Origin of the sequence: Paenibacillus protaetiae (genome assembly GCF_004135365.1) — a bacterium.
Classification (GTDB): Bacteria; Bacillota; Bacilli; order Paenibacillales; family Paenibacillaceae; genus Paenibacillus_AP; species Paenibacillus_AP protaetiae.
Genome location: NZ_CP035492.1, coordinates 906,878 through 926,873, shown reverse-complemented (window position 1 = coordinate 926,873; position 19,996 = coordinate 906,878). Strand labels below are relative to the sequence as shown.

Below are 19,996 nucleotides of genomic sequence, written 5' to 3'. Positions count from 1 at the left end.
ATTGAACGGTTCCAACACGTCCCCAATTCCCGTAGGATACGATGTTAAGCAGTAACAGGCAGGTCTCCTGACTTGGAGCGGCAGCAGCGCGTCTTCCCATACCGGTGTACAGTGACGTGTAGCGCTTTGCCTGGCATACCGCAGCGTAACATGGGCATGCCGGCTCCTTACAGTGGCGGGTCCGTGCCGGATTTTCACCGGACTTCCCTTTTAAGCTCTGACTGCCGGATCTTTCTTAAAGACGGCGGCGGACAAAGCACCTGATTGCGTTGTATACAAAAATATCCTCTGTACTATATCATCTGCAGGAACAGGTTGTCTACCCATGGCCACCGCAAAATTCGGGCAGCCTGTTCGCCCGCAGCGGCTGTTTATTAGCCGCACGAGCTCTCGTTAATAGTTCTTGCCGACGCCCGCCGCGCATAGGTAACAATAGTTTGCATCCATGGAAACGGGAGGATTGACGCTTGTGAAACGATCGCCAAAAACAGCGGTATACGCTGCTGCAGCGGTTCTTGCTGCTGCAGCGCTCATCTTTGCTGCAATGTATACGGGCATTTTCAAAGCCAAACCGCCGGCGGCTTCACCGCCAACCGAGTGGTCGGCAGGCGGCATAAGCGCCGAGATCAGCACCGGAGACCAGCCGGTTAAAGCGCTGCAAACCGGGCAAATGACCGTTATGCTGCATGGGCTGGACGGACGGCCGCTGGAACATGCGGAGCTGATCTTAAGCATCGACATGCTCGAGATGAAACACCGCCTCAAGCCGGTACCGATGGCAGAAATCGCGCCGGGCGAATATACAGCTGACTTCGTGCCGGTTATGAACGGCAAATGGTCAGCCGATGTCAAAATAACGTACAACGGAGAGACGCAGGAAGCGGCTCATCCGTTTACCGTGTTCCGTTAACCCGTCTTCACCATAACCACGGCGTGATGGAAGGGATGACTCCATTCGCTTCCAGGCCTCTTAATATGGATATTAAGCCGACAATAATTGCAGCTGCCGTCCCCGCTTTTCGCATCACTCGTCTCCAGCGGCGATTGGCCGCAACCGCCATCCATCCCGCAAGCGCAAGTGCGGGAAACGTCGCCAGGCCAAACAAGGCCATCGTGGCCGCCCCGCCCAGCGCTGTGCCTGTGGCAGCTGCATTCATCTGCATCGCGTATGTCAGCCCGCATGGCAGAAACCCAAACGCCACGCCAGTCGCCAGAATATGAAGCGACTCTTTGCGGGCGCTTAACCCGCCTGAAGCCGCAAGGCGGCTGTGCAGCCTGCCGGAAATGCGGGTCATAAACGGCAGCTGGATTTTGCGCCATATCCACAACAGCAAAAAAACGCCGCCGATAATGGAAGCCAGCCCCTGCACGCCGGCCAGCTTTCCCGCTACATCTACAAACGATCCAATCGTTCCCATCAAGGTGCCAAGAAGCGTATACGAGAAAATTCGCCCGCTGTTGTACAGCAGTGTTGTCCGCCTGGCCGGAAGGCTGGCGTTTAAATTCACCGATGTAACAATCCCCCCGCACATGCCAATGCAATGCGGCGCACTGAGCAGTCCCGTCACGACAACTAACGCCCATTGCTGCAGCATTAGAGCGCCCCGCTGTCTTTCAGCAGGCCGGTTTTAAGCCGCAGCGCGTTTAAAGCTACGGAGACGGAGCTTAACGCCATTGCTGTGCCGGCCATCCAAGGCTGAAGCAAGCCGCAGGCCGCAAACGGAATAATAATCGCATTATAAAAAAATGCAAACGTCAAATTTTGCCGCACGTTGCGAATCGTTAATCGGCTGATGCGGAGCGCTTCCGGAATGGCCCGCAGCCGGGGCTGCAGCAGCGTCATATGGCCGGCCGTCAGCGCGGCATCAGTCCCGTCTCCCATGGCAATGCCTACATCCGCTGCCGCCAAAGCCGGCGCGTCATTCCAGCCGTCTCCGGCCATGCCTACCCGTTTGCCTTCATGCTGCAGGCGGCGGACGAGTTCCAGCTTCCCTTCGGGCAGCATGCCGGAATACACGCCGTCAATGCCCGCCGCTTCTGCCGCAGCCGCAGCCGGGGCAGCGTGATCGCCTGTCGCAAGCCATACCTCCACCCCCATCTCCTTCAGCTTGAGGACGGTATCCCGGGCATACGGTTTCACCGGGTCCGCTACTGCGATCACGCCTATGCAGCCGGACGCTTCCATCACGTAGATCACAGTCTCCCCTTCCTCTTCCCGTTTCCTTGCAAAAGCAAGCGCCGGCGGCGTAATCCGCCATTCTTTCTCCGCAGCGAGCTTTACATTGCCAACGCCAATCGGTTTGCCTTCGAATGACGCCTCAATCCCTTTGCCGGGCGTAAACACCGTTTTATCCGCAGCATGAGCAACAAGCCCCGCTGCCGCCGCCTCATCGCGAATGGCTTTGGCCAGCGGATGGGCAGAACCGGCTTCCGCTGCCGCCGCCACCCGCAGCACAGCGGTTTTGCCGCCGCGCTCGGCATAAATAGCAGTAACGCGAGGTTTGCCTTCCGTTAGCGTCCCGGTCTTATCCAGCACAAGCGTATGAAGCCGCGATAACCGCTCCAGCGCTCCCGCTTCCTTCACGACGATGCCTTTGCGTGACAATACGCCGGATGCGATCACAAGCGAAATAGGCGTTGCGAGCCCAAGCGCGCATGGACATGCAGCGAGCATAACGGCAATCGCACAGCTGAACGCCCGCTGCCAGTTGCCCGGTTCTACAATAAACATCCATAACGCAAATGTAATAGCGGAAAAAAACAGCATAATCGGCACAAAAAAACCTGCAGCTACATCCACCTGGCGCTGAATGGCCGACTTCGACCGCTGCGCCTGCTTCACCAGCTCGCTGATCCGGTGCAGCATCGTATGCTGGCTGGCTGCTTCCGTCCGGACGCGCAAGCGCCCGCCGCCGTTTAATGTGCCGGCGAACACCCTATCGCCCGGCCGTTTCGCCTGCGGCAAACTTTCGCCGGTCAGCAGCGACTCGTCGACATCCGACTGTCCGACAACAATAATGCCGTCCACAGGTATTGTTTCTCCCGGCCGCACAAACGCATAATCGCCTGCACGGACTTCATCAATGCGCATGGTACGCATAGTGCCCGCTCTTTCAATTTCTACTTCTCGTGCATGGAGTTTGCTGAAGCCGGTTGCTTCCTGCTGTGTTTTTTCGGAGGCAGCCGCTTCGATGTATTTGCCAAGCAAAACAGCGGTAATGACAACGGCTGACGTCTCAAAATAAAGCGGCAGCGTATGCTGCGCGGCAGCGGTGCCGGAACCAACAGTCTGGAATACAACATAATGGCTGTACAAATAAGCGGCCGATGTGCCGATCGCAACAAGCACATCCATATTGGCGGTCCGCTGCCGCAGCGCGTGATAGGCTCCAAAATAAAACGGCAGTCCGATGCCGAATTGGATAACGGTAGCCAGCAGCAGCTGCAGCCACGGATTAGCCAGCAGCGGCGGGAGGCTGATGCTTCCGGGCCATGACCAGTGCTGCAGCATCGTCGCCAGCAGCGGCAGCGTCAACAGTGCTGATACGATCAGCCGCAGCAGCAGCGTTCTTTTTTCCTGCTCCATGCTTTCTTTTGCCCGTTCGGGCGCCGCCGTTGTAAAACCCAGCTGCTCAATCCGTTTTGCAATTTGACCCGGATGAACTGCGGCAGGATCATATTGCACCCATGCTGTGCGGGACGGGAAGCTGACGGCAACGGAACGGACGCCGCCCATTTTGCCGACCGCTTTTTCAATTCTGGCCGCACATGCCGTACAGCTCATGCCCTGCACAATAAAATCGGATGATGTTTCCGCCTGGTTCAAGCCCTCACCTGCTTTCCATTCGTAGCGCCAAGGATAGCCGTACATGTCCCCGCTGTAATCTATATGCTTTTTTTGCTCGGTTTCATGAATGCCGCTTCAACGAAAAAAAAGACGCCGGGACCGGTATGTCCGGTCCAGCGTCTTTTGAATCGTAAACTTGGTATCGCTTAAGCGCCTTGCACGACGTCTCCCTGCCATGCAAGCATGCCGCCTTTTACATTAACAACGGACAGGCCGCCAGCTTGCAAAAACTCGCATGCTTTGCCGCTTCTGCCGCCGCTGCGGCAAATAATATACACTTGTTCGCCGTCACGGCTGAATTCGTCTGCGCGCTCTTGAATTTCAGAGAGCGGAATAAGGCGGGCTTCGCCAATATGGCCGGCCTCCCATTCATCCTGCTCGCGAACGTCAACCAAATTGAGCTTTTCGCCGTTTTCAAGCCGTTCTTGCAATTCTTCTGTTGTTATTTCCGGGTACATGCTGGTCAGCTCCTTTATTTCAATAACGGTTCTATCAAATTGTAGCTTTTGGGAGAGAAGCTGTCCAGACGGAGAAAGCAAGCTTATGACAACACAACGGCAGTTCCGCTGACCGCAACCATAAGCATGCCGTCCCGCACCACTTCATAGTCGATGTCGATGGCGACAATGGCATTAGCGCCCAGTCGCGCAGCCTGGTTTTTCATCTCTTCAATGGCAATGTCCCGCGCTTCTTTCAGCTTGCTTTCATAGGAGCCGGAGCGCCCGCCGACGATGTCGGTAATCGAAGCGAAGAAGTCGCGAACGACGTTGGCGCCCATAATGGCTTCGCCTGTCACGACACCGGAATATTCACGGATCGGACGGCCTTCAACGGTTGGAGTTGTTGTAATAAGCATGTTTCATTCCTCCTCATATTGGAATAACCTTTTTTTTACAAGGGACTGTTCCATTATATAAAACAGTCCCGCTTGAATAAAGACGTTTCTTATTGTTCGGCCGTACGGGCTTTTTTCTTGCGGTTCAGCACCTCATATACGATTGGTACAATGAGAAGCGTCAGCAGCGTCGAGCTGATCAAACCCCCGATAACGGTGATGGCCATCCCTTTGGAGATCAGGCCTCCTGATTCAAAACCAAGCGCAAGCGGAAGCATCGCGCCGACGGTAGCGATAGCCGTCATCAGGATCGGTCTGAGGCGTGTGCCGGCTGCTTCAAGCAGCGCTTCGCGTACGGACAAGCCTTCACGCTGTTTATGAATGACGCGGTCGATCAGCACGATAGCGTTGGTAACTACGATACCGATCAGCATAAGCGCGCCTATCATTGCCGTTACGCTAAGCGTTTCGCCGGCAATAAGCAAGCCCAGCAAAGCGCCAATGACCGTAAACGGCAGCGAGAACAAGATGACAAGCGGTGTAAGCGCGCCGCCAAATGTAATAACAAGCACCAGGTATACAATGGCGATTGCTGCAAGCATAGCCAAACCAAGCTGCGTAAACGAATCGTTAATATCTTGCGTAACACCGCCAAGCTCGATGCTGACGCCGTCCGGCAGCTTCATCCCGTCGATTTGCTTCTGCAGATCGCTTGAAACATCCCCTACCTTCGCCGATACGACTTCAGCGGACACTTCCGCGTAGGTGCGGTCGTTTAAGCGGGTAATCGTATCCGGCGTAGTTCCTTCCTCGATCGTAACCACATCTTTAAGCGCTACTTGCTTGCCAAGCGGCGATGTCAATGTGACATTTTCCAAATCTGCCTTCGAATTGTATGATTTAGGCTCCACTTTGACGCGGATATCCACTTTCTGGCCGTCCTTCTCGATGGAAGTCAGCACAGGGCTGGACTGCACCGGGCTTAATGCCATGGCGACTTGGCCTGCTGTAAGCCCATATTCGCTCAGCTTCTGCTGGTTCGCTACAATGCGGTATTGATCGTATGCTTTCGACAAGCTGGTATCTACGCTTTTCAGATCTTTGTTGGCATTCAGCTTGGCTGTCAAATCGGTAACGACCGGCTGGATGGCTTCCATATCCGGGCCGTATACTTCCATCGTAATCTTCGAGCCGCCTAAACCGCCGCCGCCAAAGTCCTGTTGCTTGAATTCCCCTTTTCCGCCCAGGCTTTGCAATAACGTAATGACGTCATCTTTTTCCTGCTCGAAGTTTTTTGTATCTTTATCATAATTTAAATTAAACAAGGCTTGCTTCGTAGCTGCAGGATTCATCGGATTGCCGCCGCCTACCGAATATTGAACGATATCGATGCCTTTCCGTTTCAGCAGCTCGTCTTCCGCTTTAAGCGCCATATCCTGCACTTGCTCAAGCGTTTCGCCCGGCGCCGGATTATAGGTGACGATCATTGATTTCTGCTCATCCGACGGCAGGAAGCTTACCCCGATCACCGGAACCAGGAACAAGCTGCCGATCAGCAGAAGCACAGCCAGTCCAAACGTGACGGCTTTGTGATTCAGCGCCCAGCGCAAGACGCCTTTATACCATTCGGCGACCCGGCCCGGTTTCTCTACATGCGGCTTGCCGCCTTTAATGCCATTGCGGAACAAGAGATGCGCCATCATCGGGACGACCGTGATCGCAACAAGCAGCGAGGCAAGCAGTGCGAACACCATCGTATAAGCAAACGGTTTGAAAATTTCGCCAATCATGCCGGATACAAGCCCCATCGGCAAAAAGACCGCAATCGTTACGATTGTCGAAGACATGATCGGAATAAACATTTCGCGTGTTGCATCGACAATCAAAGCTTTGCCTTTCAACTGTTCGCCGGCGAGGCCCATGCGCCGGTATATATTCTCGACGACAACAATCGAGTCGTCGATAACACGCCCGATCGCTACCGTCATCGCGCCAAGCGTCATAACGTTCAGCGTAATGTCCATCTGATTCAGCAGCAGAAGCGCAATCAGAATGGATAACGGAATCGATACGACTGCAATAATCGTCGAACGGATGTTGCGAAGGAAGATAAGAATGATCAATACCGCAATCAATCCGCCAAACAACGCTTTGCTGATCATCGTATGAACGGAATCCTCAATCGGCTGGCCTTGGTCGAGCGTCGTTACAATTTCAAGGCCAGCATGGTCCTTCTGCAGCTGCTTAACTTCATCTTTCACTTTGTTTACAACGTCAACGGTGTTGGCATCAGCGGCTTTCACAACGGAAATGCCGATCGATTCCTTGCCATTGGTGCGGGATACGGACTCCGCTTTCCCTACGATCGAAATATCAGCCAGCTCGCTTAACGAAACGGTCGAAAGAGCTCCGCCTTGCAATCCGCCGGCAGGCGTATAAGGAATTTTCAAGTTTTTCAAATCATCTTCCGACATAATGTTGCCGTCGACTAGAATTGACTTTTCCGAGTCGTTAAATTCAAAGATGCCCAGCGGCGCTTTCATCGCCGAGCCTTGAATAATTTGTTTAACCGTATCTTCAGTCAAGCCGTATTGCGCCAGCTTGTCCGCTTTAAATGCAAGCTCGCCTTCAACGACATTCTGGCCGGACACTTGAACGCCGGATACGCCGTCGAGGCCTTGAAGCTGAGGCACAAGATCCTGCTCGACCTTTTGCGTCAGTTCGCTCAAGCTGTCATTGCTGCTTGAAACACTCAGCGAAATAACAGGGAAAGCGTTCAGGCTGATGCGGGACACATCCGGCGTTTTTACGCCTTCCGGCAGCGTCATATCGCTTAAAGCCGCTTTGACTTCATCCTGCGCTTTCTCCATGTCAACGCCAAAATCGTATTCAATAATTACAGAAGATGCATTCTCATACGACGTCGAGCTGACGGATTTGACCCCCGTCAAATTACGCGTGCGCTGCTCGATCGGTTTCGTCAGCTCATCCGCCACTTGCTCCGGCGATGCTCCTGTGTAGACGGTCGAAACACTGACAATCGGGATCGTAATGTCCGGCAATGTCTCCATTTTCATTCTGGTGCCGGAATACAGACCCGCAACCAATACGATTAAAGTCATAATCCATAAAGCAAACTTATTGTTAATTGAAAACTTGATAATACTTTTCAACCAATTCCTCTCCTTCTCCATCTTCTTCCATCAAACTTTAAACCGGTACCCGATGCCCCAAATGGTCTCGATATACTGCGGGTTAGACGGATCGTGTTCGATTTTTTCGCGGAGCCTCCGGATATGGACTGTTACGGTTGCCGCATCGCCATGCGATTCAAGCCCCCAAATGCGCTCGAACAGCTCTTCTTTCTCAAAAACGCGGTTTGGGTGCGAGGCAAGCAGTAACAGCAGTTCATATTCTTTTGACGTAAGCTGGGTTTCTTTGTCGTGAATCATCACCCGTCTGGCAGGCTTGTCAATCATAAGCCCGCGGATTTGAATCATGTCGTTCGAAACCGAATGCTGCCCCGTCAGCCGTTCATACCGGGACAGATGCGCTTTGACGCGGGCTACAAGCTCGCTTGGGCTGAACGGCTTCGTAATATAATCGTCAGCGCCCAGCCCAAGCCCTCTGATTTTGTCTATATCCTCACGCTTGGCTGTCACTACCAGGATCGGAATGTTTAACGTCTGCCGGAGTTGTCGGCAAATGTCAAATCCGTCCAGGTTCGGAAGCATAATGTCGAGAATAATTAAATCATAAGGCTGCTCCTGCGCTTCTTGCAGTCCCGTGTCTCCCCTCGTTTCAATATGAACCTCAAAGCCGTAGCTTTCCAAATAATCGCGCTCCAGCTCTGCAATCGCTCTCTCATCTTCGATTATTAAAATGCGCTTCAATGCGAGTCACCGTCTTTCCCAGATGCCGCAGGCAGCGATATGCAAAAGCGGGCGCCTCCATCCACGCCATTCTCCGCCCATACCGAACCGCCAAGCCCTTCTACGATTTGTTTGACAATCGCAAGCCCCAGGCCGCTGCCGCCCAGATCGGAATTGCGGGATTTCTCCGCCCGATAAAAGCGGTCAAATATATGCGGCAAAGCTTCCTCTTCGATGCCCGGTCCGTTATCCTGAATAATGATCAGCGCTTGAGTGCCGTGGTCATACACGCTAACGCGAATCTCCGGATTAGCCTCCGCAGACGGGCGGGCGGTCATATACTTGACGCTGTTGTCAAAAATGTTAGAAAATACGCGGCTTAAATATTGCGGATCCGCCGTTACATACAGCGGCTCCTTCCGGTCTGCCAGCTGTTCGACATGAAGCGAAATGCCGGAAGCTTCCAAGTCAAACCGCGACTCCTCCGCCAAATGGATCAAATAACGCATCAAATCCACCGTCTTCCAATCAAACGGCAGCGCATGCAGATCAAGCTTGGAATACAAAAAAAGCTCGTCAATCAGCTTGTCCATATCGGCGGCCTTCCGTTTGATCGTCTCCATGTAACGTCCGCGCATTTCCTCCGTATTGGCAATACCGTCGCTTATGCCTTCCACATAACCTCTAATTGCCGATATCGGCGTTTTTAAATCATGCGAGATATTGGATAACAGCATTTTACGGTTTTCTTCATACTGCAGCGTCTGGTCAATGGAAGCTTTCAATCGGACACGCATTTCCTCCAGCGTTTTGCCAAGCTCGCCGATTTCGCCTTTTGCCCTCGTATCGATCCTTCGGGTCAAATCACCTTCCTTCATCAGCAGTGCAGACCGGTTGAGCGACTGGATCGGGCGAATAATACTTCTAGACATCATGTAGGTCATCAGCGCCATCGTTAACCCAATAAGTATACATACGGCCATGCCGAAGATTGGGTGCCAAAAAAATGGAACACTGTCATACCTCCATACAATAACCGCTTGTCCAGCTGTGCCGTCTGAGTAATGGAACGGAAGCGACTCGGTTTTGAACCGGTACAGCCTCAGGTTGACGTATTCGGGCCTCTCCTCCGCCAATCGCGCCCAGTCATGATGCGGACCCAGCTGCTTTAAGTAAGGCGAAACCTGTATCACCTGTCCTCCGCGCATCACGATGACCCCTGCGGACACTTCGCCAAGCTTGGCGAACATTTCTGTCCACTCATCGGGCTTCTCAAGCGTGTCGGGTCGATGCTGCAGCGCTTCATTCAGCTCCCCGATCGTAAACGCCTGCCGGTATGGCAAGTTTTTCTCCCCCCGCCAGTAAGCACGGAAGTCGGTCTGGCCGCTGACATACAGAAACGCCAGCGAGAACACGACGATTGCAAACATCGGCACAAACACCATCGCAATATAAGACAAATACAGCTTTCGTCGAATGGTCACACTGCTCGCGCCGCCTTCCTTTATTCTGTTTCCTATCGTCAATCATAACCAGCAATTCTAAACGATTCAGGAAGGAAATATTACAAAATTATTACGAAACGTATAATTATTAAGGCAACCCATTCAAAAGCTGCTTCAACATTCGCTCGATAGCGGAAGTTGTGCGCCCGACGGTTTGCCGATCGTTTTGGACAATGTGAAGACGAGCAACGAAAACAGCCAAATATAAACATACCAAGCATGCTGCACGGAAAGATGCTCCCCGATTCCGCCTTTTTTGAACAACAAATAGATGACGGCAAACCCGGCAAGCCCGCACAAAGCTGCGGCAGTCTGGTTCGATCTGCGGGCTGAGATGAGCAGGCAGGCAGCAAACAGGCCAAACAAAACCGATGAAAACGGCGCAACAAACCATAGATTCAGCAGCCACGGATTGGCTGCGGCTGCGAGTTTGGCTGCAAACAGAAAACCGGCGGTTATAAGCGCCGCTCCTGAATAAATGAGGCTGTTTTTCACCTGAATATTGTCCGGAACAGCCGCCCCTTTATCCTTGCTGTACCAGGAAAGCCAGCGGTAAGCCAAGTAAAGCGCAGGCAAACCGAGACCGATTACAGACAACCCCTGCTGCAGCCAAAAATAGATCGGCTGGCCAAGCTGCAGCTTTGACAGCTCTGGAAATTTTTCCACAAAATAGCCTAAACGATGCGTCCAGTTATCTACAAATAAATGGGAAAGAAAACCGATATAAAGCGAAATATAAAACAAAATAAACGGGGAGATGCCGCGGAGTGACCAGGCGCGCTGATGCAGTGCGGCGAAACGGTTCATGCCTAACGCCGGAGGCAACAATACAGGAAGCGATGGCATAATAATGCGGTGAAAAGCGTAAGCAAACGCGGTGCATAGGGGCAGCCCCATCGCCAAAAATCCGATAAACGTATGGCCGGTCGAGCGGTAAGGCTGCATGGCGATAAAATATTCCATATCCGGCGCCATGCTGCCGAGCGCAAGCCCGGTTGCGCTTAAAGCAGGAGCCAGCTTGCGAAGCGGTACGGCATAAAGCGGATGCGACAAAGTAAAAGGCATTGTAAAGCTCCTTCCGTTGTTAATCAATAAATCCGAATTGCCGGAAGGGCCACATGCGAAATACGGCTTTGCCTTCAATACTAGTGAAAGCAATAGGGCCAAGCGTACGGCTATCCATACTGTTTTCACGGTTATCTCCCATTACAAACAGCTCGCCTTGACCGATAACAAAAGGAACCGTAATCCCGTTAGGCTCCGTCCGCCCTTTCGCATAAGGCTCCGGCAACGCGGTTCCGTTAATAAATACCTGTCCGTCCCGAATGTCCAATTCATCACCGGGAAGCCCGATAACCCGTTTAATTAACCGAATGTCGGACTCCGGCCCGTCAATAATGACTATATCCCCTCTGTGCGGTTGATGAAAATGATAACTCCACTTATCCTCAATCAAACGTTGTCCGTCATACAGCGTATTTTGCATCGAAATATTGTGGATTTCCAGCTGGGCGTACATATAATGCTTCACAGACCATGCAATAATCGCTGCGGCGACTCCTGCCAGCAGCCACTCCAGCACGGTCCTCCAAACACGGGCAGCATCCTCTGTTTCCATTCGACCACTCCGTTCTGCGTAAAATGCATAGGAATGCATTTATACAGAAGCGGATACTGCATAAATGCATGGGTCATGCATTTATACAGGAGCGAATACTGCATAAATGCATGGGTCATGCATTTTATGCAGCTGCAGGCTGGAACTTGACTAGTTGCCCGATTTCTATTTTATGGGTTCTGTCTCCGCAGTGCAACCAAACAGGCTGCTTACAGCTGTTCGAATAAGACCAGGATGATGCTTGCTATAGCTGAAGCCGCAAACAAATAACCGTCTTGCCTAGTAAAGGCCAGCTTAAATCCTTGTGTAGGACGGGCGTTCGGATGCCCGATGCCGCGGGCTTCGAGCGCATCGGCCAGCTGTTCCGCCATGCGGAGAATGGAACGCAAATACGGGATAAAGGCAGGCGCGATTTGTTTAAGCGGCATACTGCCCGGCTTGCCTCCGTGTTTGCCTCTGGCATGAGCAATAAGGGTAAAACGGCCCCATTCCCGGGAAAGGAGAGGGATAAACCGAAACATTAACGTAACCGTTAATGCAATCGGCGTTACCGGGAAGCCGTACCAGGCCAGCCGCCCAAAGGTTTGCTCAATCGCCCGCTGCAGCCGAAACGGCGTCATTAACGACATAAACGGCATCCCCAGCATCATAACAAGCAGCAGCTTGACCATTTGATGCACGCTTGATAACGCACGATCCATATCAAAGCTTAACGGCATGAAATGAATGCCGGCTATAAGTCCCATAATGAGCACAAGCAATACATAGGCGCGGATAACGCCAAGCCACGGCTTTACCGCCGCCCGCAGCGGCACAAGCGCCGCAAGCACTGCCGCTGCTCCCGCAGCGGTCGTCAGCCAGCCGTTTCCGGTTAACAGCGCTGTTGAAAACAGCAGCAGCGAGGCAACCAGCGTGCGCGGATCGAATCGCTCCGCGATCGGCGCGCGGGCGCGGGCAACGCCCCGCACTGCTGCGCGAGCGCCTTCGGCGCTATGCGCGGCTGCCGCAGGCAGGGCAGCCATGCCGCGCGTGGCGCGGGGCGCCGCTGCCGGCGGCGCAGCATATGCGCCTTCGGCGCCAGCAGCGGCTCGCGCGCCGCGCGCCGGCGGTGCAAGCGCCGCTGCCGGGCGCTGCGCCAGCCGCCCGGCCAATGCCGCCGCCAGCTCGCGCGGCGCCGGCCACAGCGGTACGCCGCTCGCGCCTTCCGGCTGCGGCGGCAGCAGACCAGCCGCGCGCAGCTGTGCCAGCGCGCGAAGCGCCTGAGGCGCAGCTGCAGGATGGGCAGCCGCCCAATCTGCAGCTGAAGCCGCTTCGCAGACGGTGCCGCCATCTACAGCGATAACCGTGTCTGCAACCGGCAGCAAAGCGTCAAGGTCATGCGTAATGACAACCGCCCCGCCCCCAGCCGCTTTATGGGCGGCAAGCAGCCCGGCAAGGCGGCTGATCCCTTCCGCATCAAGCCCCGCTGCAGGTTCATCCAGCAGCAGCCATTCCGGCTCGCAGACGAGCAAACATGCGATCGACAACCGCTTTTGTTCGCCTCCGCTTAATGACCATGGGTCGCGTTCCAACATGTCTAAGGACAAACCTGTATGCAGCAAAGTGGCTTCCATGCGCATATCCCAATCCTTTTCTGCCTTGCGGTAAGGTTTTGCAGAATAACTCAATTCTTCCCGGACCGTTCCATGAAACCACTGGGCATCAGAATGCTGCATGGCAATGCCGAAGCCTAGCAGCACTTCCCGGTTCAGCCGGTTTCTTTTCTCCGGAAGCCATAATGGAGCTTCACCAAGCCAAATCCGCCCTTCCGTTAATAAACGAAGACCGGCCATAGCCTCCAGCAGCGTTGTTTTTCCCGCTCCATTAGGCCCGGTAATAAGGGTGATCCCGCCCGCGCGTATCGTCACCTTATCTGTTTGAAGCAGTGTATGGCCTTCCCCTGACTTCACAACAACTTGATCAAGCAGCCAGTCAGCCATTTCGGATCACCGCCTCAACAAGCGCTTCCGCCGTTAATGGCAGCGGATCAAGCCGGATCCCCTGCGCTTCCAGCTCCCACGCCGTCTCAATCACATACGGAGCCGGGAAGCCAAGCTGCTCACACACGCTTGTCGCGCTCGGGCCGGAATCGGACGAGCGTTCAAAAAAACGCTCAGCGGAACCATCAAAATAAACCTCTCCGTTATTCATCGCTACAACCCGGTCTCCTTCGCGCAGCTCATCGAGCCGCTGAGTCACCCATACGACTGCCATGCCTTCCCGGTTGGCTGCTTTCACTCGTTCAAGCACAAGCTTTGACGCATCCGGATCCAGATTGGCCGTAGGCTCATCAAGCAGCAATAGAGGGGCTTGAGCCGCCAGGCAAGATGCAATGGCCGTCAGCTGCTTTTGCCCGCCGGACAATGTTTCGACCGGATGATGTTGTATTTCGGATAATCCGGTTTGCCGGAACGCGTCTTCAGCTGCTTCAGCAATCCGTTCACCCGGATAACCGTGCTGCTCCAGCATCAGCATCATATCTTCCCAAGGTGTGGTTCCTATAACAGATGCCTCCGGATGCTGCATCACGATAGGGATAGGACGGCCGTCTATATGTAACATCGGATCTCGGATCAGCTTTCCTTCTGCCGCAGCAAAACGCGCACCGGCCAACAGGCGGACCAGCGTGCTTTTTCCGCTGCCATTTCGGCCAAGAACGGTGATCCATTCGCCGCGTTTAATGGACAAATGGATATTCCTTAGCCGAAACGGACGCCCTTCCGGCGAAGGCTGCACGGCTGAGACGTTGACCAGCTCGATTAAATATGGATTTAAAAAAAAGTTTTCCAAAAAAATTCACCTAACCTCTTCCCCTGAACGGTTGTTTATGCTAGAATCCGGTTTGTTAACCTTTATCAAATATATTTGGTTAACATATAATTTGCAACCCTAAAGTAGGAGAGGAGCTTTTCTTGTGAACAAAAATTATAACATCCGGAGCTATGTATTTATCGCCTTATTTGCGGCATTATTTGTCGTCATGAGCGCGATATCGTTTAAGCTGAGCATCTCGCAAGTTCCGATCACACTCCAGACGCTGGCGGTCTGCCTGTCCGGATTATTTTTAGGCGCACGCAACGGATTATTAAGCATTTTGCTTGTGCTGGTCTTAACTGCCATTGGTCTCCCTATGATTCACGGCGAAGGCGGCGTTGCCATTTTATACGGATACACCGGCGGCTACTTGTTCAGCTTCCTATGGTCTTCGTTAATTATCGGCTACATAAGCGGGCCTTTGCTGCGGAATGAAACGATCTGGCGCAGCAAAATCGCAGCTTTTATCACCTTGTTTATCGTTATGGAGCTGTTTGGTTCGTTGTTTGTTTATCTGTTTGGCGTGCCTTGGATGATGCATTCCCTTGGCTTCTCCTTCCAAAAAGCGATGAGCGCCGGCTGTTACCCGTTTCTGATCGGCGATGCGCTTAAATCGGTTCTCGCAGCCGCAATCGGCGTGTCTTTGCGCCCGTCTATTTTGAAGCTGCGGGAGACGACCGGCACACGGAAGCTGGAGACAACCGGCACCGTTATCGGTTAATGCCAAGCGTGTAATTCGATTTTTATTTTATACCAAAAAAGCAGCGGCAGACTAGGAATCCATTCGCCTAGACGGCCGCTGCTTTTGTCATGTTATGAATAACGATATATGTTTCGTTGCACCTAGATTTCGTATAGCCCTCTGCCAATCAAGTTTGCCGTTACCGGCTTCCTGCCCATCTCACGGGACCATATCGACAATTGCCCTATATGATGAATTTCGTGGGCTAGCACATGCCGCATCACTTCGCCGCATTTATGCGGCACATGCTCCCCCTCATCGGTAATGTCGATTACGATCCGGTCCTCCAGGCTGTCGTTCCAATTATACACGAATGGAGCAAGCTCCGCATGACAGCGTTCGGACAATTGTTTCATTTGTCGTAAGCCGGTCACTTCTCCAAACGAAGGAATATGAATCGGTTTCCCTTGAATCGTGCCGCATATCCAGCCGTATTCGACAGCAATAATGTGGTACAGCGTGGGCAGAATATAGCCGATTCCACCGGTGCGTTTTTTCATCAGCTCTTCCATACTCACCGGCTCACACCAGTCAAACCAATCATTACGGACTTGCCAGTTGTACTGAAACAACTTCAACATGCGATAACCTCCAGTAATTGGTGTGCCAATAATCAGTTCCATGTCCACCCAATTGCGATTTCGGACAGCTCCGCCCCGCCAATGGTTTTGTTCATTTGAGCAAACGGGACTCCTCCCATATGCAAATAGAAACGAACCGCTTTATTTTGTTCGATGACCCACGCCATCATGGAGGAATACCCGCTCGATTGCAACTGAAGCGACACTGCCTCTAACAGTTGGCGCCCCAAGCCAATCCGCTGGTAGGCCTGCAGCAAATATAAGCAATAAAGCTCGGATTCATAAGGAAATTCGTTTTACCGCGATTTGCCTCCGTTCGCAAAGCCTACGATTTGACCGTCGTCCGTTTCGGCAACCCAAACCGGATCTTCCGGCTGCTTTTGTTCAAAAAAGTAATCCCAATAACGTTTCCGTTGTTCTATATTTAAGTTCGCCAAAAAAGGGTCTGGTACAATGCCTTTGTAGGTTGTTCTCCAGCTGTCGACATGAACTTCCGAGATTGATATGATGTCATTTGCCGTAGCCGCCCTTATTCGCATCCAACCGCTCCTTCGCCATGAGATTATAAGCTCTATATATTCGACAACCCCCGTTATTTTTCCTTTAAATGTTAATATGCGCGCCGGTTGAAAGTTACGTCGGCCAGCCTCAAAAGCTCAAAAACAAAAAATAACCGGCTGCGCACCGGTCACCGATGAACATCAAAAAAAGGCTAGACTTCCCGCCGGGAGGTCTAGCCTTTTTGTCATTCCATGCTTTACAGCGACATTTTATAAATCGCAACAACATCTTCTTTGCTCAGCTTGAAGAAGTTGCCGCGCGTACCGTTTTCACCGGTCACTTTCAGCGCCATTTCTTCCAGGCGGCTGTCATCAATGCCGTAATCGCTCAAACGCGAAGGCGCGCCGATCGAATTCCAGAAGTCGCGAAGCGCCTGAATGCCCGCTTTCGCGATTTCGATGTCGCTGCGTCCTGCTTCGCTAATGCCAAATACATTAACCGCAAATTGGCGGAAACGATCCACATTATCTTCCAGCACATAGCTCATCCAGTTCGGGAACAGGATCGCCAGGCCGCCGCCATGCGGAATGTCGTACACCGCGGACACGGCATGCTCCATGTCGTGGTTCGCCCAGTCGCCGACGATGCCCATCGACAGCGTGCCGTTCAGCGCCATCGTACCGCAGTACAAAATCGTTTCGCGGTATTGCAGATTCGTCAGATCATTAACGAGCTTAGGAGCCGTCTCGATAACGGCACGCAAAATCGACTCGCAAAATCCGTCTTGCACCGGAGTGGTCCGGTCTTGATGGAAATACGATTCGAATACATGCGCCATCATGTCAACCATGCCGTACACCGTTTGATCTTTTGGCGCGGTTACCGTAAACGCCGGGTCCAAAATCGAAAATGCCGGATACACGTAAGGGCTTCCCCATCCGTACTTCTCCAGCGTCTCCGTGTTGGAAATAACCGATGCGCCGTTCATTTCCGAGCCTGTCGCAGCATGCGTCAAAACCGTGCCAAGCGGCAGCGCATCCGTTACCTGCGCTTTTTTCGTAACAACGTCCCAGAAGTCGCCGTCAAATTTCGCCGCCGCGGCAATCGCTTTGCCGCAATCAAGCGTGCTGCCGCCGCCAACTGCGAGCACCAAGTCGATGTTGTTTGCTCTGCACAGCTCGGCGCCGCGGTAAACCGTCGTGATGCGCGGATTTGGCTCAACGCCGCCAAGCTCGGTAACGTTGCAGCCTGCGCTGTTCAGCTTGGCTATCACTTGGTCGTAGAGGCCATTTCGTTTAATGCTGCCCCGCCGTATAACAGGAGCACGTTTTTGCCGTATCTGTCAATCTCCGCGGTCAGCTTCTCTAGCATGCCAGCGCCAAAATGAAGCCGGGTAGGATTGTTGAAAGTAAATGCACGCATTGTATGGTCCCTCGTTTCTATCTGTATAGTTCAATATGGTTTAATCGCACTGATCAGGTTCTTCTGCTTGCTGCGCCGCTTCAACGTTTATTTTCTCCGCTACGGTGTCTCTTACGATCGACACGACCAGCTGCAGCAAATAGTTAATATCCGCTTGGCTTTGTTGAAATTCGGATACGATAGGGATCCCGTCGAGCTCATCTTGGAGCTTCTCCATTTCCCCTTCTATTTTTTTAACCATTTGCTCATTTTTAAACGTCGTTTCAAACGCAACCAGCTCTTTTTGCTTCTTTTTAATTTGGGTGATCAGCTTCTGAACACGATCATTGGTCTGAATTTGTTTCTCCGCCCGCTGATAAAACTGCACCTCATCGGAAGTCGAAATAAGGCTTGCGAGTTCTTTTGCTTTCTTCATAATATCTTCCCGTACGAGAAGATCGCGGGTATCGAATTCCGGAATCCCGTTAAAATCGGATGAACAGTTATGGTCGTGGTGTTGGTCTTGTTGAGATGAATGAGCTGATGCATGATGCTCGGCCATGTAGATCTCTCCTATAGGTTCAATTTTCCCCGACCAGTGCAAAGCCGGTTAGGATACGGCTTCAGCTTTAACCGGTCCGCTGATCGCTTCCGCTTTAATATACCAGGTTAACACATCCGTTACTTGTACATGTACAAATTGCCCGATCCATTCCTTTGGTCCTTCAAAATGGACCAGCTTGTTCGTACGCGTACGTCCTGACAATACGCTGGCATTGTTTTTGCTTTCTCCCTCAACCAGAACTTCAATGGTTTCACCAAGCAGCTTCCGGTTGCTTGCCAGGCTAAGCTCTGCCATCAGCGCATTGAGGCGGGCGAGGCGTTGTTTCTTCACCTCGAGAGGAACGTTGTCCTCCATGCCGGCGGCCGGCGTGCCTTCGCGCGCCGAATAAATAAATGTATACGCCATACTGAAGCCGACCTCGCGAACAAGCGACATCGTTTCTTCGAACTGCTCATCCGTTTCGCCAGGGAAACCAACAATAATATCGGTTGTCAGATTGACGTCAGGAATGGCCGCTTTAATTTTGCGAACCAGCTCGAGGTACGATTCGCGCGTATACTTGCGGTTCATGATTTTCAGCGTTTGCGTACTGCCCGACTGAACCGGCAAATGGATATGCTCCACCAGATTGCCGCGTCCTGCCAGCACTTCGATCAAATGATCGTCGAAATCGCGCGGATGGCTGGTCGTAAAGCGGATACGCGGAATGTCGATTTGCGAAATGTCTTTCATAAGATCGCCAAACCGGTAATCCATATCTTCAAAATCTTTGCCGTAGGCGTTAACATTTTGCCCCAGCAGCGTAATTTCTTGAAACCCTTGGCGCGCCAGTTGGCGCACTTCGTCAATAACGTCCTGCGGACGCCTGCTGCGCTCTTTGCCGCGCGTATAAGGCACGATGCAGTACGTGCAAAATTTGTCGCAGCCGTACATGATGTTCACCCACGCGCGCATGCCTTCGCGTTTTTTCGGCACATTCTCAATAATGTCGCCTTCCTTCGACCATACTTCAACGACCATTTCCTTGTTGAAGTAGGCATCCTGCAGCAGCTGCGGCAGGCGATGGATATTGTGCGTGCCAAAAATCATGTCGACATGGGCATGCTTGCGCATAATGCGGGAAACGACCGTTTCTTCCTGCGACATGCAGCCGCATACGCCAAGCAGCAGCCCCGGGCGCTCCTGCTTTAACGTTTTCAGATGGCCAAGCTCGCCGAATACTTTATCCTCCGCATTTTCGCGTATGGCACATGTATTCAGCAAAATAACGTCCGCAACCATCCGGTCTTCCGTGGCTGTATAGCCCATTTGCTCGAACATGCCCTTCATCACTTCGGTGTCATGCTCATTCATTTGGCAGCCGTAGGTTTGTATTAAATAAAATTTGCCGATGCCGATCGTTCGCAGCTCTTCCGGAATGGAAAAATCATAATAGACCGCAACATCCTGCTTGCCCCGCCGCTTCTCATCCTTATGGTTTGGCGCGGAATTCACTTGAATGGTGCGTCCTTTAATCCGGTAAGTCGTTTTTCCTTCTTCCTGGCTGATCACTTTCGCATCCGAAAAATCAAAATATTTGGAGTAGTCCTTTGCTTTGCCGGAAGCAGAATCCGGTGAGTTGACGCTCTCCTTCATGCAGCATTCACTTCCTTTACCCGAACAATGCTAAATTACAA

18 protein-coding genes, 2 pseudogenes and 1 riboswitch are annotated in these 19,996 nt (G+C 52.6%); of the genes and pseudogenes, 2 read left to right on the top strand and 18 right to left on the bottom strand.

Translation table 11 applies throughout. From position 1 onward, the window contains the following. Window positions 1–40: 40 nt before the first annotated feature. Window positions 41–279, bottom strand: a riboswitch (cobalamin riboswitch). A gap of 190 nt (window positions 280–469) precedes the next feature. Then, complete coding sequence (locus ET464_RS04080; protein ID WP_165279887.1) at window positions 470–910, top strand: FixH family protein; 441 nt, start codon at window positions 470–472, stop codon at window positions 908–910. Between the two features lie 7 nt (window positions 911–917). Here ET464_RS04080 and ET464_RS04075 read toward each other — a convergent pair whose 3' ends face one another. The 11 genes from ET464_RS04075 to ET464_RS04025 all read right to left on the bottom strand — a co-directional run bounded on the left by ET464_RS04075 (window position 918) and on the right by ET464_RS04025 (window position 14,506). Next, window positions 918–1,595 carry a sulfite exporter TauE/SafE family protein gene (locus ET464_RS04075; RefSeq protein ID WP_129438481.1) on the bottom strand — a complete coding sequence of 226 codons (678 nt, stop codon included), beginning with the start codon at window positions 1,593–1,595 and terminating at the stop codon, window positions 918–920. After that, the gene (locus tag ET464_RS04070) at window positions 1,595–3,826 is read right to left on the bottom strand and encodes a heavy metal translocating P-type ATPase (RefSeq protein ID WP_165279886.1); all 2,232 of its coding nucleotides are present in this window, start codon (window positions 3,824–3,826) and stop codon (window positions 1,595–1,597) included. Before ET464_RS04070 ends, ET464_RS04075 begins: the two co-directional genes overlap by 1 nt. Window positions 3,827–3,993: 167 nt before the next feature. Continuing rightward, complete coding sequence (locus tag ET464_RS04065; RefSeq protein WP_129438477.1) at window positions 3,994–4,305, bottom strand: rhodanese-like domain-containing protein; 312 nt, start codon at window positions 4,303–4,305, stop codon at window positions 3,994–3,996. 83 nt (window positions 4,306–4,388) lie between these two features. Continuing rightward, the gene (locus ET464_RS04060) at window positions 4,389–4,703 is read right to left on the bottom strand and encodes a YbjQ family protein (RefSeq protein WP_129438475.1); all 315 of its coding nucleotides are present in this window, start codon (window positions 4,701–4,703) and stop codon (window positions 4,389–4,391) included. Between the two features lie 89 nt (window positions 4,704–4,792). Beyond that, complete coding sequence (locus ET464_RS04055) at window positions 4,793–7,855, bottom strand: efflux RND transporter permease subunit (protein WP_129438473.1); 3,063 nt, start codon at window positions 7,853–7,855, stop codon at window positions 4,793–4,795. A 30-nt stretch (window positions 7,856–7,885) separates the two neighbouring features. Further along, window positions 7,886–8,575 (bottom strand): response regulator transcription factor, encoded by a 690-nt coding sequence (locus ET464_RS04050; RefSeq protein ID WP_129438471.1) that lies wholly within the window; start codon window positions 8,573–8,575, stop codon window positions 7,886–7,888. Further along, window positions 8,572–10,038, bottom strand: coding sequence for a sensor histidine kinase (locus ET464_RS04045; protein ID WP_129438469.1), 1,467 nt, complete (start codon window positions 10,036–10,038; stop codon window positions 8,572–8,574). Before ET464_RS04045 ends, ET464_RS04050 begins: the two co-directional genes overlap by 4 nt. A gap of 135 nt (window positions 10,039–10,173) precedes the next feature. Beyond that, a complete protein-coding gene (locus ET464_RS04040) occupies window positions 10,174–11,124 on the bottom strand; it encodes a DUF4184 family protein (protein WP_129438467.1) in 951 nt (316 codons plus the stop codon). Window positions 11,125–11,143: 19 nt separating this feature from the next. Continuing rightward, on the bottom strand, window positions 11,144–11,677 hold the full coding sequence (lepB, locus tag ET464_RS04035) for a signal peptidase I (RefSeq protein ID WP_129438465.1): 534 nt from the start codon (window positions 11,675–11,677) through the stop codon (window positions 11,144–11,146). A gap of 209 nt (window positions 11,678–11,886) precedes the next feature. Then, complete coding sequence (locus ET464_RS04030; RefSeq protein ID WP_129438463.1) at window positions 11,887–13,656, bottom strand: ATP-binding cassette domain-containing protein; 1,770 nt, start codon at window positions 13,654–13,656, stop codon at window positions 11,887–11,889. Continuing rightward, the gene (locus tag ET464_RS04025) at window positions 13,649–14,506 is read right to left on the bottom strand and encodes an energy-coupling factor ABC transporter ATP-binding protein (protein ID WP_165279885.1); all 858 of its coding nucleotides are present in this window, start codon (window positions 14,504–14,506) and stop codon (window positions 13,649–13,651) included. The genes ET464_RS04030 and ET464_RS04025 overlap by 8 nt, the downstream gene beginning before the upstream one ends. A gap of 124 nt (window positions 14,507–14,630) precedes the next feature. On the opposite strand from ET464_RS04025, the gene ET464_RS04020 reads away from it, so the two are divergent. Next, a complete protein-coding gene (locus ET464_RS04020) occupies window positions 14,631–15,251 on the top strand; it encodes a biotin transporter BioY (protein WP_129438460.1) in 621 nt (206 codons plus the stop codon). 122 nt (window positions 15,252–15,373) lie between these two features. On the opposite strand, the gene ET464_RS04015 is transcribed toward ET464_RS04020, so the two are convergent. The 7 genes and pseudogenes from ET464_RS04015 to miaB all read right to left on the bottom strand — a co-directional run bounded on the left by ET464_RS04015 (window position 15,374) and on the right by miaB (window position 19,955). Beyond that, entirely contained in the window at window positions 15,374–15,853 is a 480-nt protein-coding gene (locus ET464_RS04015; protein WP_129438459.1) for a DinB family protein, read from the bottom strand. 32 nt (window positions 15,854–15,885) lie between these two features. Next, a complete protein-coding gene (locus tag ET464_RS20190; protein WP_244226648.1) occupies window positions 15,886–16,023 on the bottom strand; it encodes a hypothetical protein in 138 nt (45 codons plus the stop codon). Then, window positions 16,024–16,083: pseudogene (locus tag ET464_RS20805) on the bottom strand (hypothetical protein); the annotation flags it as partial. It lies immediately after the preceding gene. 66 nt (window positions 16,084–16,149) lie between these two features. After that, window positions 16,150–16,392: a GNAT family N-acetyltransferase gene (locus tag ET464_RS04005; RefSeq protein WP_129438455.1), complete on the bottom strand. Its 243-nt coding sequence runs from the start codon at window positions 16,390–16,392 to the stop codon at window positions 16,150–16,152. Window positions 16,393–16,610: 218 nt separating this feature from the next. Next, a pseudogene (locus ET464_RS04000) lies at window positions 16,611–17,776 on the bottom strand (iron-containing alcohol dehydrogenase). Window positions 17,777–17,816: 40 nt separating this feature from the next. Continuing rightward, complete coding sequence (locus ET464_RS03995; RefSeq protein ID WP_129438453.1) at window positions 17,817–18,317, bottom strand: YlbF/YmcA family competence regulator; 501 nt, start codon at window positions 18,315–18,317, stop codon at window positions 17,817–17,819. Between the two features lie 48 nt (window positions 18,318–18,365). Next, window positions 18,366–19,955 carry a tRNA (N6-isopentenyl adenosine(37)-C2)-methylthiotransferase MiaB gene (miaB, locus tag ET464_RS03990; protein ID WP_129438452.1) on the bottom strand — a complete coding sequence of 530 codons (1,590 nt, stop codon included), beginning with the start codon at window positions 19,953–19,955 and terminating at the stop codon, window positions 18,366–18,368. Between the last annotated feature and the right edge of the window lie 41 nt (window positions 19,956–19,996).

What these genes read in the sequence shown, in the direction of transcription:
- ET464_RS04075 (WP_129438481.1), bottom strand. Translation starts at nt 1,595, where the DNA reads ATGCTGCAGCAATGGGCGTTAGTTGTCGTGACGGGACTGCTCAGTGCG.
- ET464_RS04065 (WP_129438477.1), bottom strand. Translation starts at nt 4,305, where the DNA reads ATGTACCCGGAAATAACAACAGAAGAATTGCAAGAACGGCTTGAAAAC.
- ET464_RS04060 (WP_129438475.1), bottom strand. Translation starts at nt 4,703, where the DNA reads ATGCTTATTACAACAACTCCAACCGTTGAAGGCCGTCCGATCCGTGAA.
- ET464_RS04040 (WP_129438467.1), bottom strand. Translation starts at nt 11,124, where the DNA reads ATGCCTTTTACTTTGTCGCATCCGCTTTATGCCGTACCGCTTCGCAAG.
- lepB (WP_129438465.1), bottom strand. Translation starts at nt 11,677, where the DNA reads ATGGAAACAGAGGATGCTGCCCGTGTTTGGAGGACCGTGCTGGAGTGG.
- ET464_RS04030 (WP_129438463.1), bottom strand. Translation starts at nt 13,656, where the DNA reads ATGGCTGACTGGCTGCTTGATCAAGTTGTTGTGAAGTCAGGGGAAGGC.
- ET464_RS04015 (WP_129438459.1), bottom strand. Translation starts at nt 15,853, where the DNA reads ATGTTGAAGTTGTTTCAGTACAACTGGCAAGTCCGTAATGATTGGTTT.
- ET464_RS20190 (WP_244226648.1), bottom strand. Translation starts at nt 16,023, where the DNA reads ATGATGGCGTGGGTCATCGAACAAAATAAAGCGGTTCGTTTCTATTTG.
- ET464_RS04005 (WP_129438455.1), bottom strand. Translation starts at nt 16,392, where the DNA reads ATGCGAATAAGGGCGGCTACGGCAAATGACATCATATCAATCTCGGAA.
- ET464_RS03995 (WP_129438453.1), bottom strand. Translation starts at nt 18,317, where the DNA reads ATGGCCGAGCATCATGCATCAGCTCATTCATCTCAACAAGACCAACAC.
- miaB (WP_129438452.1), bottom strand. Translation starts at nt 19,955, where the DNA reads ATGAAGGAGAGCGTCAACTCACCGGATTCTGCTTCCGGCAAAGCAAAG.